Source organism: Streptomyces sp. NPDC091280, assembly GCF_044768565.1.
GTDB lineage: Bacteria > Actinomycetota > Actinomycetes > Streptomycetales > Streptomycetaceae > Streptomyces.
In genome coordinates this window covers 368,808-386,755 of the sequence record NZ_JBIVUZ010000011.1, presented here as the reverse complement: position 1 = coordinate 386,755, position 17,948 = coordinate 368,808, and the positions used below count along the sequence as shown (strand labels likewise).

Sequence of the window (17,948 nt, the reverse complement as noted above, 5' to 3'; positions counted from 1 at the left end):
TGGATCAGGCCGCGAGGCCGACCACCAGCCAGATGAACGCCGCTCCGGCGACCGTGCACAGCAGGGTCGCCGGCGCGGGGTGTTCGTGGTGGGCCTCGGGGAGGATCTCGGCGGCGGCGAGGTAGAGCAGCACTCCGCCGAAGAAGCCGAGATAGCCGCCGAGCAGTGGGGCCGGGATGCTCAGGAACGCCGTCGAGGCGGCGCCCGCCACCGGGGCCGCCGCGTCCGCGACCAGCATCGCGACCGCCTTGCGGCGGGCGTTGCCGTACAGGCTGGTGATCGTGTACGTGTTGAAGCCGTCCGCGAAGTCGTGGGCGATGACCGCGAGCGCGACGGCCGTGCCCATGCCGCCGCCCACCTGGAAGGCGGCGCCGATCGCGACGCCGTCCATGAAGCTGTGGCCGACCATCGCGGCGGCGGCCGTCAGGCCCACCTCGGGGACGCGGCCGTTCGTCCGTTCCTCCGCGCCGTGCGCGGCCTGCCGGGCGGCGAGCAGCCGTTCGACCAGATGGGCCACGAGGAAGCCGGCCACGAAGAGCAGCAGCGCGGCCGGTACGCCGAACACCTCGCGGCCCGCCGCGCGCAGCGCCTCCGGCAGCAGGTCGAGGCCCACGACCCCCAGCATCAGGCCGCCGGCCAGGCCCAGGACGAGATGGCGGCGGTCGGTCACCCGCTGTGCCGTCCAGCCGCCGGCCAGCGTCATCAGGAACGCGCCGAGCGCGACGAAGACCGCCATAGTCCCCTTGCTATCCGATCAACCCCTGTTCGCGCACATCCTGGGCCGTTCCACCCCCACGTGCACTGACGTTCCCGTTCCGTTTGTCCCGCTTGAGAGGATCCGACCCCATGGCCGCTGCCGCTGCCGCTTCCCCCACCGGCAAGGTGACCTTCGTCGGTGCCGGCCCCGGCGCCGCCGATCTGCTGACGTTCCGTGCCGCGCGTGCCATCGCCGAGGCCGATGTCGTGATCTGGGCGGCCAGCCTGGTGCAGGCGGAGGTCCTCGACCACGCGCGCGAGGGCGCCGAGATCCTGGACTCGGCGACGATGTCGCTGGAGGACGTCGTGGCCGTCTACGAGCGGGCGGCGGCCCGAGGGCTGCGGGTCGCGCGCGTCCACTCCGGCGATCCCGCCCTCTGGGGCGGCACGCAGGAGCAGCTGGACCGGTGTGCGGAGCTGGGCGTCGAGACCGAGATCGTGCCCGGTGTCTCCGCGTTCTCCGCGGTGGCCGCGCTCGCCCGGCGCGAGCTGACGATCCCCGAGGTCGCGCAGTCCGTCGTGCTGACCCGGCTCGGCGGCGGGAAGACCCCGATGCCGCCCGGGGAGGAGGTGCGGGAGTTCGCGCGCCACGGCACGACGATGGCGATCTTCCTGTCGGCCGCCCGCAGCGGGCAGCTGGTGCGGGAGCTGCTGGAGGGCGGCTATCCGACGGACACCCCGGTCGTCGTCGCCTACCAGGCGACCTGGCCCGAGGAGCTGGTCGTGAGGTGCACGATCGCCACGCTGGAGGAGACGGTCAAGGAGCACAAGCTCTGGAAGCACACCCTCTTCCTGGTCGGCCCGGCCCTCGACGCCCACGGCACCCGCTCGCACCTGTACCACCCGGGTCATTTCCACGGCTACCGCAAGGCCGACCCGGAGGCCCGCCGGGCCCTGCGCTCGCGGGGTGCCGGCACGTGATCACGGTCGTCGGTACCGGGACGGGGGCGCCCGTGGCGGACACCGTGCTCGCCGGTGCCCGGCTCGTCGTCGGCGGAAGACGCCATCTGGCCGCCGCCCGGCTCCCGGAGGCGGCCGAGCGGATCGTCCTCGGCCCGCTCGCGCCCGCCCTCGACACGATCGAGGCGTACGTCGGGAAGGGCGAGCCGGTGGTCGTGCTGGCCTCGGGCGACCCCGGGTTCTTCGGGATCGTACGGGCGCTGGCGGAACGGTTCGGCAGCGCCGCCCTCGACATCCGCCCCGGTGTCTCCTCCGTCGCCACCGCCTTCGCCCGCGTGGGCCTGACCTGGGACGACGCGGTCGTGGTCAGCGCGCACGGCCGCGATCCGCGTACGGCGGTCAACGTGTGCCGCGCGCATCCCAAGGTCGCCGTGCTCACCGGGCCGGGGGCCGGTCCCGCCGAACTGGGCGCCGCCCTCACCCACCGCACCACCGGGCGCGTCCTCGTCGTCGCGTCCGCGCTCGGCTCCGGACAGGAGCGCGTCGAACGGCTCACGCCCGCCGAGGCCGCCGCCCGGGACTGGGGTACGGCGGTGAGTGTGGTCCTGTGTCTGGACGGGTCGCGGGTTCCGGGCGCCGCGCGCACGGTCGCCGGGGCCGCCGTCGGACCGGCCCGATGGGCGCTGGACGAGCGGGAGTTCGAGCACCGGGACTCGATGATCACCAAGTTCGAGGTACGGGCGCTGGCACTGGCCCGGCTCGGCCCGCGCCTCGGCGAACTGGTCTGGGACATCGGCGCGGGCTCCGGTTCCGTGGCCGTGGAGTGCGCGCGGCTGGGCGCCGCCGTCACCGCCGTCGAGAAGACCCGGGACGGTGTCGAGCGGATCCGCGCCAACGCCGTGGCGCACGGTGTCGACGTGCACACCGTGCACGGGGCGGCGCCGACCGTGCTGTCCGACCTCGACGACCCCGACGCCGTGTTCGTCGGCGGCGGCGGGCGCGAACTGCCCGCCATCGTCAGCGCGTGCGCGCGCCGGGCACGGCGGACCGTGGTCGTCGCGATGGCCGCGCTGGACCGGGTACCGGCGGTGCGCGAGGCGCTCGGCGGCGCCGGGTTCGCCGTCGACGGCGTGCTGTTGCAGTCGTCCCGGCTCGCGCCGCTGCCCGGGGACGTGACCCGGCTCGCGGCGACCAATCCCGTTTTCCTGCTGTGGGGCGTCCGGCCTCCGGCATCTGCTGAAGGAGTTGCTTCGTGATCGGCCTCATCTCCGCCACCGCGGCGGGAGCGACGGCGCGCGACCGGCTGGCCGCCGCGTGGCCGGACCGTACGCGCGTGTACGAGGGTCCCGTGGGGGACGCCGTCCGGGCCGCGTTCGCGGAGTGCGAGCAGCTCGTGTGCTTTCTGGCCACGGGAGCCGTCGTACGGCTCATCGCCCCGCTGCTGGACGACAAGCGGACCGACCCGGGGGTCGTGTGCGTCGACGAGGGCGGCCGGTTCGCGGTGTCGCTGGTCGGCGGGCACGGCGGGGGTGCCAATGAACTCGCCGAGGAGGTGGGCGAGTTGCTGGCCGCGCGGCCGGTCGTCACCACGGCCACGGACGCGGTGGACCTGCCCGGTCTCGACACCCTCGGGTTCCCCGCGGAGGGCGATGTCGCGGGCGTCTCACGAGCGCTCCTCGACGGTGAACCGGTCGCTCTGGAGGCCGAGTTGGCGTGGCCGCTGCCGCCGCTCCCGCTGTCGGACCACGGCTCGTACGTCATCCGTGTCACCGATCGCGCGGTCGAGCCCGCCGAGCGGGAGGTCGTGCTCCGGCCGCCGTCGCTCGTCGTCGGGGTGGGCGCGTCCCGGGGGGCGCCGGTGGACGAGGTGCTGGACCTGATCGGGGACGCGGTGCGCGAGGCCGGGCTGTCCCCGGCGTCCCTCGCCGCACTCGCCACCGTCGACGCCAAGTCGGACGAGCCCGCGCTCGTGGAGGCGGCCCGTCGCCTCGGCGTCCCGCTGCTGACCTACTCCGCCGCCGAGTTGGCGGCCGTGGCCGTGCCCAACCCCTCCCCGGCCCCCCTGTCCGCCGTGGGCACACCGTCCGTGGCGGAGGCCGCCGCGCTGATCGGCGGCGGCGAACTCCTCGTCCCCAAGCGGAAGTCGGAACGCGCCGACGGGCGGCCCGCGATGGCGACCTGCGCGGTCGTACGGCGCCTCACGCGCGGCCGGCTCGCGGTGGTCGGGCTCGGACCCGGCGCCCGGGACCTGCTCACCCCGCGCGCCACGGCCGAACTCCGGCGCGCCGCCGTGCTGGTGGGCCTCGACCAGTACGTCGACCAGATCCGCGATCTGCTGCGGCCCGGGACGCTGGTCCTGGAGTCGGGGCTCGGCGCCGAGGAGGAGCGGGCCCGTACGGCCGTCGCCGAGGCGCGCAAGGGGCAGGCGGTCGCGCTGATCGGCAGCGGGGACGCCGGGGTGTACGCGATGGCCTCGCCCGCGCTGGCGGAGGCCTCGGACGACATCGACGTGGTCGGAGTCCCGGGCGTGACGGCCGCGTTGGCCGCCGCCTCGATCCTCGGGGCGCCGCTCGGCCACGACCACGTGTCCATCAGCCTGTCCGACCTGCACACGCCGTGGGAGGTCATCGAGCGGCGGGTGCGGGCCGCGGCCGAGGCGGACATCGTGGTGACGTTCTACAACCCGCGCAGCCGGGGCCGCGACTGGCAGCTTCCGAAGGCGCTGGCGATCCTCGCCGGGCACCGGGAGCCGGCGACGCCGGTCGGTGTCGTACGGAACGCCTCGCGACCGGACGGAACCAGCCGTCTGACGACACTGGCCGCGCTGGATCCGGCGACGGTCGACATGATGACGGTGGTGACCGTGGGCAACACGGCGACCCGGGAGATCGCGGGCCGCATGGTGACGCCGCGCGGCTACCGCTGGCAGGCCGCGCGGACCGTGGAGGAGGACGCCAAGTGACCGCTGTGGACCGCGTGGTTCATCCGATCGAGGTGGAGTCCTACCGGCGGATGCGCGCCCGCCTGGACACCTCGCACCTCCCACCGCTGACCCGCGCCGTCGTGGAGCGGGTCGTCCACTCCGCCGCCGATCTCGCGTACGCGTCCGATCTCGTCCTGGACGAGGGCGAGTTGGCGACGGCACACAGTGCGCTGCACGCCGGGGCGCCGGTGGTCGTGGACGTGGCGATGGTCGCGGCCGGGATCACCCGGCGCCGGACCGTGTGCCGGCTGAAGGACGCCGAGTCGGGGCCGGGGCTGACGCGTTCGGCGCACGCGATCCGGCTCGCCTACCAGGAGGTCGGCCCCGGCGCCCTGTGGGTGATCGGCAACGCGCCCACCGCCCTGGAGGAGTTGCTGACGCTGGACGCCTCCCCCGCGCTCGTCGTCGGACTGCCCGTCGGCTTCGTCGGCGCCGTCGAGTCGAAGGCCGCGTTGCGCGCCAGCGGGCTGCCCGCCGTGAGCAACGTGTCCGAGAAGGGCGGCTCGGCGGTCGCCGCCGCCGCCCTCAACGCCCTGCTGTACCACCCCGTTTCAGATGTCGAGGAGAAATCGTGACCACCCCGCCCCCCGCCCTGCTCATCGCCGGACACGGCACCCGGGACGAGGCCGGAGCCGAGGCGTTCCGGTCGTTCGTACGGGAGTTGGGCCGCCGTCACCCCGAACTGCCCGTCGCGGGCGGGTTCATCGAGCTGTCGCCGCCGCCGCTGGGCGACGCGGTGACCGAACTGGTGGAGCGCGGGGTGCGCCGGTTCGCCGCCGTGCCGCTGATGCTGGTGTCCGCCGGGCACGCCAAGGGCGACATCCCGGCGGCGCTGGCCCGGGAGAAGGAGCGGCACGCGGGGATCTCCTACACCTACGGCCGTCCGCTGGGCCCGCATCCCTCGCTGCTGAAGGTGCTGGAGCGGCGGCTCGACGAGGCGCTCGGCGAGTCGGCGCGCACGCCGGAGGACCGGGCCGACGTGACCGTGCTGCTGGTCGGGCGCGGTTCGACGGACCCGGACGCCAACGCCGAGGTGCACAAGGCGGCGCGGCTGCTGTGGGAGGGGCGCGGGTACGCGGGGGTGGAACCGGCGTTCGTGTCGCTCGCGGCACCCGACGTGCCGAGCGGCCTGGACCGGTGTGTGAAGCTGGGCGCGCGGCGGATCGTGGTCCTGCCGTACTTCCTGTTCACCGGCATCCTGCCGGAGCGGGTCCGGCAGCAGACGGAGGGCTGGGCGGCGGCGCACCCCGGGACCGAGGTACGGTCGGCCGAAGTCATCGGTCCGGAGCCGGAGTTGCTCGACCTGGTGATGGAGCGGTACCGGGAGGCGGTCAAGGGTGATCTGCGGATGAACTGCGACTCGTGCGTGTACCGCATCGCGCTGCCCGGTTTCGAGGACAAGGTGGGGCAGCCGCAGCAGCCGCACTTCCACCCGGACGACGACGGCCACGACCACGACGGCCACCATCACGGGCATCACCATCACGGCGGGCACGCGCATGCACACTGACAGAGCCCACGACCTGCGCCACCACGGCGACGCCGAAGTCCGTGACGACGGCGCCCGGTTGACCGACCTCGCGGTGAACGTCCGCGCGGACACCCCGCCCGCCTGGCTGCGCGAGCGGATAGCCGGGTCGCTGGCCGCTCTCGCCGCCTACCCGGACGGGCGGGCGGCGCGGGCGGCGGTCGCGGCGCGGCACGGGCTGCCGGTGGACCACGTGCTGCTGACGGCGGGGGCCGCGGAGGCGTTCGTGCTGCTCGCGCGGGCACTGAAGGTCCGTCAGCCGGTGGTCGTGCACCCGCAGTTCACCGAGCCGGAGGCGGCGCTGCGGGACGCAGGGCACGCCGTGGAGCGGGTGCTGCTGCGGGCCGAGGACGGTTTCCGGCTGACCCCGCGGGCGGTGCCCGAGGACGCCGACCTGGTGGTGATCGGCAACCCCACCAACCCGACGTCGGTCCTGCACCCGGCCGCCGCCGTCGCCCGACTGGCGCGCCCCGGGCGGACGTTGGTGGTGGACGAGGCGTTCATGGACGCGGTGCCGGGCGAGCGCGAGGCCCTGGCCGGCCGGACCGACGTCCCCGGCCTGGTGGTGCTGCGCAGCCTCACGAAGACATGGGGTCTGGCGGGGCTGCGGATCGGCTACGTCCTCGCCGCCCCCGAGACGATCTCCGACCTCGAACGGGCCCAGCCCCTGTGGCCGGTGTCCACGCCCGCGCTCGCCGCGGCGGAGGCGTGCGTGGAGCCACCGGCCCTCGCGGAAGCGGCGCACGCGGCGCACCGCGTGGCCGCCGACCGCGCCCATCTCGTCGCCGGACTCGCCGAGTTCGCCCCCGACGGCCTCCAGGTCACGGAACCGGCCGAGGGCCCCTTCGTCCTGGTCCGCGTCCCCAACGCGCTTGCCGTACGGCGGCATCTGCGCGACCTGGGCTTCGCGGTCCGCCGCGGGGACACGTTCCCGGGCCTGGACGACCAGTGGCTGCGCCTGGCGGTACGCGACCGCCCCACCGTCAACCGTTTCCTTCAGGCACTGGACCAGGCGGTGACGCTGGCCGGGCGGTGACGCGGAGCGCCCCGGCCGACCAGGGGCGGGATCGCCGGGTCAGGTCCGGCGGCGGCGGGCGGTGAGCACCGCTCCCACGCCCAGCACCAGCAGCACCACCGCCCCGCCCGCGACATACGGCGTCATCGAGCCGCCGCCCGTCTCCGCCAGCCCCTCCCCCGCCGGCGCCCCCTGCGGCTGTACGTCGGGCGCCGGTGTCGAGGGCGTCGCGGCGGCGGTCTCCGGTGTCTCACACGTGGCTCGCGCCAGCGTCACCGTGCCCTCGACGTCCGCCACGTTCAGCTTCAACGGATTGACGGACACCTTGAGTTCGAGCGCGGTGGCGGCGGCCGTACGGGACGTGGTCGAGGTCTTGGACAGGTCCAGCCGCACCGATCCGACCCCCGGCACCTCGACCGCCGTGGGACCGCTGGCGGTCACCGTGACCCGCTTGCCGAGCACGGTCACCGCCCCCGGCAGATGCGACTCGGCGACCGGCGCCTTCCCCGCCGCGCAGGTCGCCCTGGAGGTGACCGCGTCGATCTCGACGAGCGAGAGCAAGGGCAACCCGGGGACGTGGAGCCGGACATGGGCGAGGTTCGTGTAGCCCTCGGCCTTCGTGGCGGACGCGGTCGCCCGCGCGGTGGCGACATCCGCGCTGAGCACACTGAACGGCTGCCCGCCGTTCACGCCGTCCAACCGGGCGCTGAGCGCGGTCTTCTCGGCGCTCCGCGGTGCCTGGACCTCGTTGAGGGAGACCGCGAGCGGGACGTCCACGGTCTTGTTGAGCAGGGACACGTCGAGCCCGGTGCGCAGGACGACGGCGCTCGCGCGCCCCTGGCCGGTGCTCGCGTGCGCGGACCCCGCGCCGGCCAGCGTCGCGGGACCGGCGGCGAGGACGGCGGCTGTGGCCACGGTGGCCCAACGGCGTGCGGGCATGCGGAAGTTGGTGCCGTTCAAGGTGTGGGACCCCCAGAAGAGACATGCTTGGGACCCGGTAAGAATTACCCACGAAGGGTGAACCGTCAGCGATCCCGGGTCACTTCACCCCATCGTGGGTTTTCCGTGAACGCATTCGAATCGTCCGGCGACTATTCGACCACCAGCCCGTTCAGCACCACTCGTCGTGGCGACGCCAGGACGCGAACGTCGGCGCGCGGGTCGGTCTCGTACACGACGAGGTCCGCCGGTGCGCCCTCCTCCAGGCCGGGGCGCCCGAGCCAGCGCCGCGCCCCCCACGCGGTCGCGGACAGCGCCTCTACGGCCGGGATGCCGGCGGTGACCAGTTCGGCGACCTCGGCGGCGACCAGGCCGTGCGCCAGGGACCCGCCCGCGTCCGTGCCGACGTACACCGGGACGCCCGCGTCGTAGGCGGCGCGGACCGTGTCGTAGCGGCGCTCGTGGAGCCGGAGCATGTGGGCGGACCAGGTCGGGTACTTGTCGGCGCCGCCCGCGGCGAGGTCGGGGAAGGTCGCGATGTTCACGAGGGTCGGGACGATGGCGACGCCCCGCGAGGCGAACAGCGGGATCAGGTCCTCGGTGAGGCCGGTCGCGTGCTCGACGCAGTCGATGCCCGCCTCGACCAGGTCGCGCAACGCGTCCTCGGCGAAGCAGTGCGCGGTGACGCGGGCGCCGAGCCGGTGCGCCTCGGCGATGGCCGCCTCGACCGCGTCCCGCGGCCAGCAGGCGGACAGGTCGCCGAGGTCGCGGTCGATCCAGTCGCCGACCAGCTTGACCCAGCCGTCTCCGCGCCGGGCCTCCCGGCCGACGTAGGCGACGAGTTCGTCGGGCTCGATCTCATGGGCGAAGTTGCGGATGTAGCGGCGGGTGCGGGCGATGTGCCGGCCGGCGCGGACGATCTTCGGGAGGTCGTCGCGGTCGTCGACCCAGCGGGTGTCGGACGGCGAACCGGCGTCGCGCAGCAGCAGGGTGCCGGCGTCGCGGTCGGTGCGCGCCTGTGTCTCGGCGGTGGCCGCGTCGACCGGTCCGTGGGGGCCGAGGCCCACATGGCAGTGGGCGTCGACGAGGCCGGGGAGGGTCCAGCCGTCGACGGTCCGGACGTCGGTGGCGGCGACGGGACGGTCGTAGGAGACGCGTCCGTCGATGACCCAGAGTTCGTCGCGGACGTCCTCGGGGCCCACCAGGACCCGGCCCGTCACATGCAGCACCGGTTGATCGCTCATGGGGCTCAGCCTAGGACGACGGGAAGTCCCTCATCGATACGGCTCAGCAGCCGGCCGCCGTGCACCCGCGGGGCGTCGAAGGAGCGCCAGTCTTCCTCGCCTTCGGCTCGGAGCACCTCGGGGACGAGGACCGAGGCCGGGTCGACGTCCTGGGCGAGGTCGAGGTAGGCGGGCGCGACGACCGCGCCGTGCAGTGTGCCGCCGACGAGGTCGGGGCTGAACTCGCCGGACAGGACGGTGACCGTGGTCCGCAGATCGCCGTGGATCATGACGAGTTTGTCGGTCATGCTGCCTATGAAGGCGTCCACGGTGACGCTGCCGAGCACCAGCAGCTTGGCGTCGCCCTCCAGGAAGACGTTCACCGCCCGCAGGTCGCCGAGGACGACCACCGCCGGGCAGCCGTCGTCCACGTTGACGATGCTGCCCTCCACGGTCAGGTCGCCGTCGACGACGAGACCGGCGCCGGCGCGTGCCGTCGACTCCAGGTCCAGGTCGAGATCGCCGTCGACCGTGAGCGGACCGGGGTGGACGTCGTAGGACTCCTCGTGGAGGTTCTCGTACGACGACTCGGGCAGCCCGCGCAGTTCGAACAGGGCGACGGTGTCCGCCCAACCCCGTTCCAGGTGCTCTGTGTTCATGGCCGAACCCTCGCACACGGCACTGACACCCGGGAACCGACGCCTACTCCGGGGGCTGCTCCGGGGTCGGCTCCGAGGCCCCCTCCTCCACCTGGGCCATCGCCGGGTCCAGGAGCCTGGACAGGAAGTGGCGGGTGCGTTCGTGGGCGGGGCGGCTGATCACCCGGTCCGGGGTGCCGTCCTCGACGATCACCCCGCCGTCCATGAACACGACCCGGTCGGCCACCTCCCGGGCGAAGGTCATCTCGTGGGTGACGACCATCATGGTCATGCCCTCGTCGGCGAGCATCCGCATGACGGCCAGGACGTCGCCCACCAGTTCCGGGTCGAGTGCCGAGGTCGGTTCGTCGAAGAGCATCACCTCGGGGTCCATCGCCAACGCCCGTGCGATGGCCACGCGTTGCTGCTGTCCGCCGGAGAGCGACGCGGGGTGGGCGGCGGCCTTCTCGGAGAGGCCCACGCGCCGCAGGTTCTCGGCGGCGACCTTCGCCGCCTCCGCCTTGTCACGGCGCAGGACCCGCCGTTGGGGCAGGGTGAGGTTCTCGGTGACGGACAGGTGCGGGAAGAGGTTGAACTGCTGGAAGACCATGCCGATACGGCGGCGCACGGCGTCGATGTCGACATCGGGGTCGGTGATCTCGGTGCCGCCGACGAACACCCGCCCCCGGGTGGGTACTTCGAGCAGGTTCACACAGCGCAGGAGCGTCGACTTGCCGGAGCCGGAGGGGCCGATGACGCACACCACCTCGCCCTGCGCGACCTCCAGGTCGATGCCGCGCAGCACCTGGTTGGCGCCGAACGACTTGTGCAGGCCGCTGACGCGGATCTCCGGCGCGGTGCCCGTCATCGGATCGCCTCCCCCGTCCGCGTCTCCATGCGGCGCACCACGAAGCTCAGCGGGATCGTGACGAGCAGGTAGCACAGGCCCGCCACCAGGATCGGCGTGGAGTTGGCCGTCGTGCTCGCCAGGTCCCGTCCGTATTTGGACAGTTCGCGCTCCTCCAGGGTGACGCCGAGGAAGAGGACCAGGGAGGAGTCCTTGAAGAGCAGGACGAGTTCGTTGGTGAGGGGCGGCAGGATGATCCGGAAGGCCTGCGGGACGACGATCGACACCATGGCCCGCGCCTGCGAGAAGCCGAGTGAACGGGCCGCCTCCAGCTGCCCCTTGGGCACCGCCTGGATGCCGGCGCGGATCGTCTCCGCCATGTACGCGGCCGACACCAGGCCGAGGGCGAGGGCGACCTTGCCGTACGTGCCGCCGACGATCTCCGTGCCGGGGAAGGCGAGGGGCACCGCGACCCCGACGAAGATGAAGATCAGCAGGGCGGGCAGACCGCGGAAGATCTCGATGTAGACACCGGCGAGCCAACGGTAGGGGCCCACGGACGACAGCCGCATCAGCGCGACGACCATGCCGAGCACGAGCCCGAAGACGAAGCCGGACAGGGTGTAGAGCACGGTGTTCTTCAACGCCAGGGTGATGACGTCGGGGAACATCTGCCGGGCGATGCTCCACTGCGCGAACTGGTTCTTCAGCCGGCCCCAGTCGGCGGTGACCGCGAAGGCGATCACCGCGCCGAGGAACACGACGTACTGAACTCCCCTGGACAGACTGCGTCGTTGACGACGCGTCAGGCCCTTAGCCCTGGTCCGCAGTCGCGGGTCGGTCATGAGGCCGAGGGCGAGGCGGCCGAGGGTGCGGCGGCCGACGGCGAGGCGGCCGAGGCGTCGTAGGGGCCGATCCACTTCTCGTACAGCTTCCGGTACGTGCCGTCCGCCTTCGCGTCCTTGATCGCCGTGTTGACGGCGGCGAGGAGTCTCGTGTTGCCCTTCTTGACCGTGAAGCCGTACTGCTCACCGGTGTTGAGGTTGTCGACGACCTTGAACGCGTCGGCGTTCGCCTTGGTCTTCAGCCAGCCCTGGACGACCGGGTAGTCGATGATGACGGCCTGGACCTGACCGGTGCGCAGGCCGTTGAGGACCGCGTCGGAGGACTCGAAGGAGACCGGGTCGAAGCCCTGCTTCTTGGCGTAGTCCTCGCCGGTGGTCTGCGCCTGCGCGCCGAGCTTCCCGCCCTTGGCCCTGACGTCGGCGAGGGAGGTGATCCCGCTCTTCCTGTCGACGAGGACGGCCTGGGTGGCGTCGAAGTAGGGGTCGGAGAAGTCGACGTTCTTCTTGCGCTCGGCGGTGATGGTCATGCCCGCGGCGGCCACGTCGCACTGGCCGGCGTTGAGGAAGGCGCCGGTCTTGAAGTTCTCGAACGGGGTGTCGAGGATCTGCTGCTTCACGCCGAGGTCCTTGGCGACCAGGTCGATGAGGGAGACGTCGAAGCCCTGCACCTTGCCGTCGATCTCGGACTGGAAGGGCGGGTAGGGCAGATGGGTGCAGGTGGTGAGCTGCCCGGCCTTGACGAGTTCGACGCCACCGGCGGCGGTCTTCGAACCGCTGCCGCCGCTGTCGCTCGACGTGCACCCGGCCAGGAGGACGAGGGCGGCCGTCACGGTCGTCGCGGCCGTCGCGGTGGTGGCGGCCAGGGTGCGGGCCCGGCGGCCGGGGAGCGTGTTCACGGGGGCCTCCTGTGACGGAACTGTGGCTTCCGATTATTCGGAGGAGCCGGGCGGGCCGCTCGCCGTGGGCCGCCGGCCACGGGGCCGTACGGGCTAAGAAGTCGCCGGTCAGAGGCGGCGCGGGGACGCCGGTTAGGCTCGGTGCCACCGATCCCCGGACCATCCGGGTCCCCGGCCCCCCGGACCACTCGGTCCCCGCGAGTGAAAGAGCACCGCCGTGACGCACCCCTTCCTCGACCTGCCCCCGCTGAGCGCAGCGCGCTTCGCCTCGATCGAGGACCGGGTGGCCCGGCTGCTCGGCACCGAGCAGGATGTCGTGATCATGCAGGGCGAGGCGCTGCTGCCGCTGGAGGGCGCGATCCGTTCGACGGCGGGTCCTGGCACGGTCGCGCTCAACGTGATCACCGGCCCCTACGGGCAGACCTTCGGGAACTGGCTGCGGGACTGCGGCGCCGAGGTGATCGACCTCGCGGTCCCGTTCCACACGGCGGTGACGGCCGAGCAGATCCGGGAGGCCTTCGCTGCACGCCCGGAGATCGACTTCGTGTCCCTGGTCCACGCGGAGGCGGCGACCGGCAACACCAACCCGGTCGCGGAGATCGGCGAGGTCGTGCGCGCGCACGGCGCCCTGTTCTACCTCGACGCGGTGGCCTCCATCGGCGCGGAGCCGGTGCTGCCGGACGCGTGGGGTGTCGACCTGTGCGTGATCGGGGCGCAGAAGGCGATGGGCGGCCCCGCGGGTGTCTCGGCGGTGTCGGTGAGCGCGCGGGCCTGGGCCCGCATGGCGTCCAACCCCGGGGCTCCGCGCCGCTCCTACCTCTCGTTGCTGGACTGGAAGGACCGCTGGACCGACGCGGGCCGCAAGGCGCTGCCGCACGCGCCGGCCCAGTTGGAGATGCTCGCGCTGGAGGCGTGCGTCGAGCGGATCGAGGCGGCGGGCCTGGACACGGTGATGCGCCGCCACGCGGCGGCGGCCACGGCGACCAGGGCGGGCGCGCTGGCCCTGGGCGGCGGCCTGGAGCCCTACGTCCACGACGCGACCGAGGCGGCCCCGGTCGCCACCACCCTCAGGACACCGCCGGGCGTCCTGGCGTCGGACCTGGTGACGAGCGCCCTGACCGCGACCCCCACACTCCCCCTGGCGGCCGGCAGCGGCCCCCTGGCCAAGGAGATGATCCGGGTCAACCACTACGGAACGGACGCGACACCGAACGCGGTACGCGACTCCCTGACAGCCCTGGGCACGGCCCTGTCCGAACAGGGCGTACGGGTGGACCTGGAGGGCGCTCGGGCCGCGGCGGACGGGGCGTGGCGCTAACCGGCCACGACCGGACGCGGCCACAGCAGGCCTGAGGCACCGCATGGCCGTAACTCGCGGCCGGACGGCGGCCGTTCCCTAGGCTGGCCGGATGACCGCGACTGCGACTCTTCCGGACGGCCGCCCGATCCCTCACATGACCGGCGCCGAGCGCCCCATGCTCGAAAGCTGGCTCGCCTTTCACCGCGCGACACTGGAGGCGAAGTGCGCCGGCCTGGACGACGCCCAGGTGCGGCGCGCGGCGGCCGGGCCCTCCTCGCTGACGTTACTGGGCCTGGTACAGCATCTCGCCGAGGTCGAACGGAACTGGTTCCAGCGGGTGTTCGGCCTCGACGTGCCGACCGTCCACGGCAGCGAGGACGGGTACGCCCTCGTTCCCGAGCGGGGGATGGAGGAGGCGCTAGCCGTGTGGCGCGGGGAGATCGCGGACGGGCAAGAGCACTGCGCGGGGCTGGCGTTGGACGATCTCGGGCGGATCCCGGACGGACCGATGGCCGGGACCGAGGTCAGTCTGCGGTGGGTGCTTATTCATATGGTCGAGGAGTACGCGCGGCACAACGGCCACGCCGATATCTTGCGGGAAAGCATCGACGGCGCGACCGGTGCCTAATTCCGATCCGGTCCGGTCCGATTTTGATTCCGGATGTAATTCCAGAATTCTTCTGCCCGGTTTCCGCGCACCTAAACGCAAATAATTCGCGCAGATCCGGTGTGGGTCATACGCTTGTGACCCGTTACACAGGCGGGTCGTTCTGACCCTTATGTGCGGGTCAAACCTGCACATAACCCACGCACTCGCCCGCGTGATAACACAGCTCAGCCGCAGACGTAACCCCATCCCACCATGCAATTTCGAATTTCCCTCGGTAAATTCAATTCGCATGACCGCCACCCAAGCAGACCTACAGATAGACCGCCCCACGGTGGCCGACGGTGCCGCGCTGTGGCGTATTGCCAAGGACTCGAACGCCCTCGACCTGAACTCGTCGTACAGCTATCTGCTGTGGTGCCGGGACTTCGCCGGTACCTCGGCGGTCGTGCGGGACGAGCGTGGGGAACCGGTCGGTTACGTCACCGGCTACATCCCGCCGGACCGCCCGGGCACCCTGCTCGTGTGGCAGGTCGCCGTCGACGCCGCGCAGCGTGGCCGCGGACTGGCCGCCCGACTGCTCGACGGGCTCACCGCGCGGGTCGCGGCCGACTACGGCCTGACCGCCGTCGAGACCACGATCACGCCCGGCAACACCGCCTCCGAGCGCCTCTTCACGTCGTACGCCGAACGCCACGGCGCCGTAGTCGAGCGCACGGTCCTGTTCGAGGCCGGTGACTTCCCGGACGGCCCGCACGACCCCGAAGTCCTGTACCAGATAGGTCCGTTGAGTCTCTGAGACCCCGGCCCGCGAGCACCCCCCACACCCCTTTGAGGAGCGATTGGCGTGACCATCACCCAGCCCGATCTCAGCGTCTTCGAGACCCTGGAGTCCGAGGTCCGCAGCTACTGCCGCGGCTGGCCCACCGTCTTCGACCGGGCCCGGGGCAGCCGGATGTACGACGAGGACGGCCACGCCTACCTCGACTTCTTCGCGGGCGCCGGATCGCTCAACTACGGGCACAACAACCCTGTCCTGAAACGGGCGTTGATCGACTACCTGGAGCGCGACGGCGTCACCCATGGCCTCGACATGTCGACCGGTGCCAAGCGCGCGTTCCTCCAGACCTTCCAGGACCTGGTGCTGCGCCCGCGCGATCTGCCGTACAAGGTGATGTTCCCGGGCCCGACGGGCACCAACGCCGTCGAGTCCGCGCTGAAGTTGGCGCGGAAGGTGAAGGGCCGCGAGTCGATCGTGTCGTTCACCAACGCCTTCCACGGGATGTCGCTGGGCTCGCTGGCCGTGACCGGCAACGCCTTCAAGCGGGCCGGTGCCGGTATCCCGCTGGTGCACGGCACGCCGATGCCGTTCGACAACTACTTCGACGGCAGGGTCCCCGACTTCCTGTGGTTCGAGCGGCTGCTTGAGGACCAGGGCTCCGGTCTCAACAAACCGGCGGCGGTCATCGTCGAGTCCGTGCAGGGCGAGGGCGGCATCAACGTCGCCCGGCCCGAATGGCTGCGCGCGCTGGCCGAGTTGTGCGAGCGCCAGGACATGCTGCTGATCCTCGACGACATCCAGATGGGCTGCGGACGCACCGGCGCGTTCTTCTCCTTCGAGGAGTCGGGGATCGTCCCGGACATCGTCACCGTGTCCAAGTCCATCAGCGGCTACGGCCTGCCGATGTCGCTGTGCCTGTTCAAGCCGGAGCTGGACATCTGGGAGCCGGGCGAGCACAACGGCACGTTCCGCGGCAACAACCCGGCGTTCGTCACCGCGACCGCCGCCCTGGAGACGTACTGGGCGGACGGCTCCGCGATGGAGAAGCAGACCCGCACCCGGGGTGAGCAGGTCGAGCAGGGGCTGATCTCCATCACCGAGGAGAATCTCGCCGACATCAAGGAGTACCGGGGCCGCGGACTGGTCTGGGGCGTCGAGTTCAAGGACCCCGAGCGGGCCGGCCGGATCTGCGCCCGCGCCTTCGAACTCGGCCTGCTGGTCGAGACGTCGGGCCCGCAGAGCGAGGTCGTCAAGCTGCTGCCCGCGCTGACCATCACCCCCGAGGAGCTGGACGAGGGCCTGAGCATCCTCGCCCGCGCCGTACGCGAGACCGTCTGACCCGGCACACCATCATCTGATACTGCGTCAAGGAGGCGTCACCACACCGTGATTGTCCGTTCGTTCAAGGAACTCGAAGGCACCGACCGGCACATCAGGTCCGCGTCCGGCACCTGGGAGAGCAAGCGCATCGTCCTCGCCAAGGAGCGGGTGGGCTTCTCGCTCCACGAGACCGTCCTCTACGCGGGGACCGAGACGTCGATGTGGTACGCGAACCACATCGAGGCCGTGGTGTGTGTCGAGGGCGAGGCCGAACTCACCGACCACGAGACCGGGCAGACGTACACGATCACGCCCGGGACCATGTACCTCCTCGACGGCCACGAGCGGCACACGATGCGCGTCAAGGAGGACTTCCGCTGCATCTGTGTCTTCAACCCGCCCGTCACCGGACGGGAGGACCACGACGAGAACGGCGTCTACCCGCTGCTGACCGAGCCCGAGGAGGTGTGACGACCATGACCGCCGTCACCGACCTGTACCCCAGTCGCGGCACCGCCGAGGTGTCCGTCCCGCGCAAGGACCCCGTCGTCTGGGGCTCCCCCGACACCCCGGGACCGATCCCGAAGGCCGACCTCCAGGCCTTCGAGCGCGACGGCTTCCTCTCCATGCGGGAACTCCTCCGGGACGACGAGGTCGAGGTCTACCGGCAGGAGTTGGAGCGACTGGTCGCGGACCCGGCGATCCGGGCCGACGAGCGGTCGATCGTCGAGCCGAAGTCGAAGGAGATCCGGTCCGTCTTCGAGGTGCACCGGATCAGCGAGGTGTTCGCCCGACTGGTGCGGGACGAGAGGGTCGTGGGACGGGCCCGGCAGATCCTCGGTTCGGACGTGTACGTCCACCAGTCCCGGATCAACGTGAAGCCGGGCTTCGGGGCGAGCGGCTTCTACTGGCACTCGGACTTCGAGACCTGGCACGCCGAGGACGGGCTGCCGAACATGCGGACCGTGTCCGTGTCGATCGCGCTCACCGAGAACCACGACACCAACGGCGGCCTCATGATCATGCCGGGCTCGCACCGCACGTTCCTCGGCTGCGCGGGCGCGACCCCCGAGGACAACTACCGCCAGTCGCTCCGGATGCAGGACGCGGGCACCCCGTCCGACGAGGCGCTGACCGGCATGGCCTGCGAGTACGGCATCAAGTTGTTCACGGGCCGGGCCGGTTCGGCGACCTGGTTCGACTGCAACTGCATGCACGGCTCCGGCGACAACATCACGCCGTTCCCGCGCAGCAACGTGTTCATCGTCTTCAACAGCGTGGAGAACGAGGCGGTCGAGCCGTTCGCGGCGCCGGTGCGGCGGCCGGAGTTCATCGGGGCGCGGGACTTCACTCCGGTGCGGTGAGCCGCG

At 72.0% G+C, this 17,948-nt stretch carries 19 protein-coding genes; 12 read left to right on the top strand and 7 right to left on the bottom strand.

The window, feature by feature from the left end; translation table 11 throughout:
* Positions 1–4 precede the first annotated feature (4 nt).
* Complete coding sequence (locus ACIQPR_RS32450; RefSeq protein ID WP_403655498.1) at positions 5–736, bottom strand: ZIP family metal transporter; 732 nt, start codon at positions 734–736, stop codon at positions 5–7.
* Positions 737–846: 110 nt separating this feature from the next.
* Between ACIQPR_RS32450 and cobM the strand changes: the two genes are divergently transcribed.
* From cobM to cobC, 6 genes are read left to right on the top strand one after another with little or no spacing between them, the layout of a single operon-like run.
* Positions 847–1,677 (top strand): precorrin-4 C(11)-methyltransferase, encoded by an 831-nt coding sequence (gene cobM, locus ACIQPR_RS32445; protein ID WP_403655496.1) that lies wholly within the window; start codon positions 847–849, stop codon positions 1,675–1,677.
* Entirely contained in the window at positions 1,674–2,912 is a 1,239-nt protein-coding gene (gene cbiE / locus ACIQPR_RS32440; protein ID WP_403655494.1) for a precorrin-6y C5,15-methyltransferase (decarboxylating) subunit CbiE, read from the top strand. The genes cobM and cbiE overlap by 4 nt, the downstream gene beginning before the upstream one ends.
* Positions 2,909–4,618 (top strand): precorrin-3B C(17)-methyltransferase, encoded by a 1,710-nt coding sequence (gene cobJ, locus ACIQPR_RS32435; RefSeq protein WP_403655492.1) that lies wholly within the window; start codon positions 2,909–2,911, stop codon positions 4,616–4,618. Before cbiE ends, cobJ begins: the two co-directional genes overlap by 4 nt.
* Before the next feature lie 5 nt (positions 4,619–4,623).
* A complete protein-coding gene (locus ACIQPR_RS32430) occupies positions 4,624–5,214 on the top strand; it encodes a precorrin-8X methylmutase (RefSeq protein WP_403655648.1) in 591 nt (196 codons plus the stop codon).
* On the top strand, positions 5,211–6,149 hold the full coding sequence (locus ACIQPR_RS32425; RefSeq protein WP_403655490.1) for a sirohydrochlorin chelatase: 939 nt from the start codon (positions 5,211–5,213) through the stop codon (positions 6,147–6,149). Before ACIQPR_RS32430 ends, ACIQPR_RS32425 begins: the two co-directional genes overlap by 4 nt.
* The gene (gene cobC / locus ACIQPR_RS32420) at positions 6,139–7,203 is read left to right on the top strand and encodes an Rv2231c family pyridoxal phosphate-dependent protein CobC (protein ID WP_403655488.1); all 1,065 of its coding nucleotides are present in this window, start codon (positions 6,139–6,141) and stop codon (positions 7,201–7,203) included. Before ACIQPR_RS32425 ends, cobC begins: the two co-directional genes overlap by 11 nt.
* Positions 7,204–7,242: 39 nt before the next feature.
* On the opposite strand, the gene ACIQPR_RS32415 is transcribed toward cobC, so the two are convergent.
* The 6 genes from ACIQPR_RS32415 to ACIQPR_RS32390 all read right to left on the bottom strand — a co-directional run bounded on the left by ACIQPR_RS32415 (position 7,243) and on the right by ACIQPR_RS32390 (position 12,570).
* A complete protein-coding gene (locus ACIQPR_RS32415) occupies positions 7,243–8,142 on the bottom strand; it encodes an SCO1860 family LAETG-anchored protein (protein ID WP_403655486.1) in 900 nt (299 codons plus the stop codon).
* Positions 8,143–8,273: 131 nt separating this feature from the next.
* Positions 8,274–9,365 (bottom strand): amidohydrolase family protein, encoded by a 1,092-nt coding sequence (locus ACIQPR_RS32410; RefSeq protein ID WP_403655484.1) that lies wholly within the window; start codon positions 9,363–9,365, stop codon positions 8,274–8,276.
* A 5-nt stretch (positions 9,366–9,370) separates the two neighbouring features.
* Entirely contained in the window at positions 9,371–10,003 is a 633-nt protein-coding gene (locus tag ACIQPR_RS32405; RefSeq protein ID WP_403655482.1) for a hypothetical protein, read from the bottom strand.
* Positions 10,004–10,046: 43 nt separating this feature from the next.
* Positions 10,047–10,850, bottom strand: coding sequence for an amino acid ABC transporter ATP-binding protein (locus ACIQPR_RS32400; RefSeq protein WP_403655480.1), 804 nt, complete (start codon positions 10,848–10,850; stop codon positions 10,047–10,049).
* A complete protein-coding gene (locus ACIQPR_RS32395) occupies positions 10,847–11,674 on the bottom strand; it encodes an amino acid ABC transporter permease (protein WP_403655646.1) in 828 nt (275 codons plus the stop codon). Before ACIQPR_RS32395 ends, ACIQPR_RS32400 begins: the two co-directional genes overlap by 4 nt.
* Positions 11,671–12,570 carry a transporter substrate-binding domain-containing protein gene (locus ACIQPR_RS32390; RefSeq protein ID WP_403655478.1) on the bottom strand — a complete coding sequence of 300 codons (900 nt, stop codon included), beginning with the start codon at positions 12,568–12,570 and terminating at the stop codon, positions 11,671–11,673. Before ACIQPR_RS32390 ends, ACIQPR_RS32395 begins: the two co-directional genes overlap by 4 nt.
* 217 nt (positions 12,571–12,787) lie before the next feature.
* Between ACIQPR_RS32390 and ACIQPR_RS32385 the strand changes: the two genes are divergently transcribed.
* The 6 genes from ACIQPR_RS32385 (at position 12,788) to thpD (ending at position 17,942) form a co-directional block, all read left to right on the top strand.
* Positions 12,788–13,888, top strand: a complete 1,101-nt coding sequence (locus tag ACIQPR_RS32385) for a pyridoxal-phosphate-dependent aminotransferase family protein (protein ID WP_403655476.1) — start codon at positions 12,788–12,790, stop codon at positions 13,886–13,888.
* A gap of 136 nt (positions 13,889–14,024) precedes the next feature.
* Positions 14,025–14,498 carry a DinB family protein gene (locus tag ACIQPR_RS32380; protein WP_403655474.1) on the top strand — a complete coding sequence of 158 codons (474 nt, stop codon included), beginning with the start codon at positions 14,025–14,027 and terminating at the stop codon, positions 14,496–14,498.
* Positions 14,499–14,769: 271 nt separating this feature from the next.
* Positions 14,770–15,276 carry a diaminobutyrate acetyltransferase gene (ectA, locus tag ACIQPR_RS32375; protein WP_403655472.1) on the top strand — a complete coding sequence of 169 codons (507 nt, stop codon included), beginning with the start codon at positions 14,770–14,772 and terminating at the stop codon, positions 15,274–15,276.
* Between the two features lie 48 nt (positions 15,277–15,324).
* Positions 15,325–16,596 (top strand): diaminobutyrate--2-oxoglutarate transaminase, encoded by a 1,272-nt coding sequence (gene ectB / locus ACIQPR_RS32370; protein ID WP_403655470.1) that lies wholly within the window; start codon positions 15,325–15,327, stop codon positions 16,594–16,596.
* 48 nt (positions 16,597–16,644) lie between these two features.
* Positions 16,645–17,049 carry an ectoine synthase gene (locus tag ACIQPR_RS32365; protein WP_403655468.1) on the top strand — a complete coding sequence of 135 codons (405 nt, stop codon included), beginning with the start codon at positions 16,645–16,647 and terminating at the stop codon, positions 17,047–17,049.
* Positions 17,050–17,054: 5 nt separating this feature from the next.
* On the top strand, positions 17,055–17,942 hold the full coding sequence (thpD, locus tag ACIQPR_RS32360; protein ID WP_403655466.1) for an ectoine hydroxylase: 888 nt from the start codon (positions 17,055–17,057) through the stop codon (positions 17,940–17,942).
* Positions 17,943–17,948: the final 6 nt, after the last annotated feature.

Coding starts and splice junctions, on each gene's coding strand:
- ACIQPR_RS32450 (WP_403655498.1), bottom strand. CDS start 736: ATGGCGGTCTTCGTCGCGCTCGGCGCGTTCCTGATGACGCTGGCCGGC.
- cobM (WP_403655496.1), top strand. CDS start 847: ATGGCCGCTGCCGCTGCCGCTTCCCCCACCGGCAAGGTGACCTTCGTC.
- cobC (WP_403655488.1), top strand. CDS start 6,139: ATGCACACTGACAGAGCCCACGACCTGCGCCACCACGGCGACGCCGAA.
- ACIQPR_RS32410 (WP_403655484.1), bottom strand. CDS start 9,365: ATGAGCGATCAACCGGTGCTGCATGTGACGGGCCGGGTCCTGGTGGGC.
- ACIQPR_RS32405 (WP_403655482.1), bottom strand. CDS start 10,003: ATGAACACAGAGCACCTGGAACGGGGTTGGGCGGACACCGTCGCCCTG.
- ACIQPR_RS32400 (WP_403655480.1), bottom strand. CDS start 10,850: ATGACGGGCACCGCGCCGGAGATCCGCGTCAGCGGCCTGCACAAGTCG.
- ACIQPR_RS32395 (WP_403655646.1), bottom strand. CDS start 11,674: ATGACCGACCCGCGACTGCGGACCAGGGCTAAGGGCCTGACGCGTCGT.
- ACIQPR_RS32380 (WP_403655474.1), top strand. CDS start 14,025: ATGACCGGCGCCGAGCGCCCCATGCTCGAAAGCTGGCTCGCCTTTCAC.
- ectA (WP_403655472.1), top strand. CDS start 14,770: ATGACCGCCACCCAAGCAGACCTACAGATAGACCGCCCCACGGTGGCC.
- thpD (WP_403655466.1), top strand. CDS start 17,055: ATGACCGCCGTCACCGACCTGTACCCCAGTCGCGGCACCGCCGAGGTG.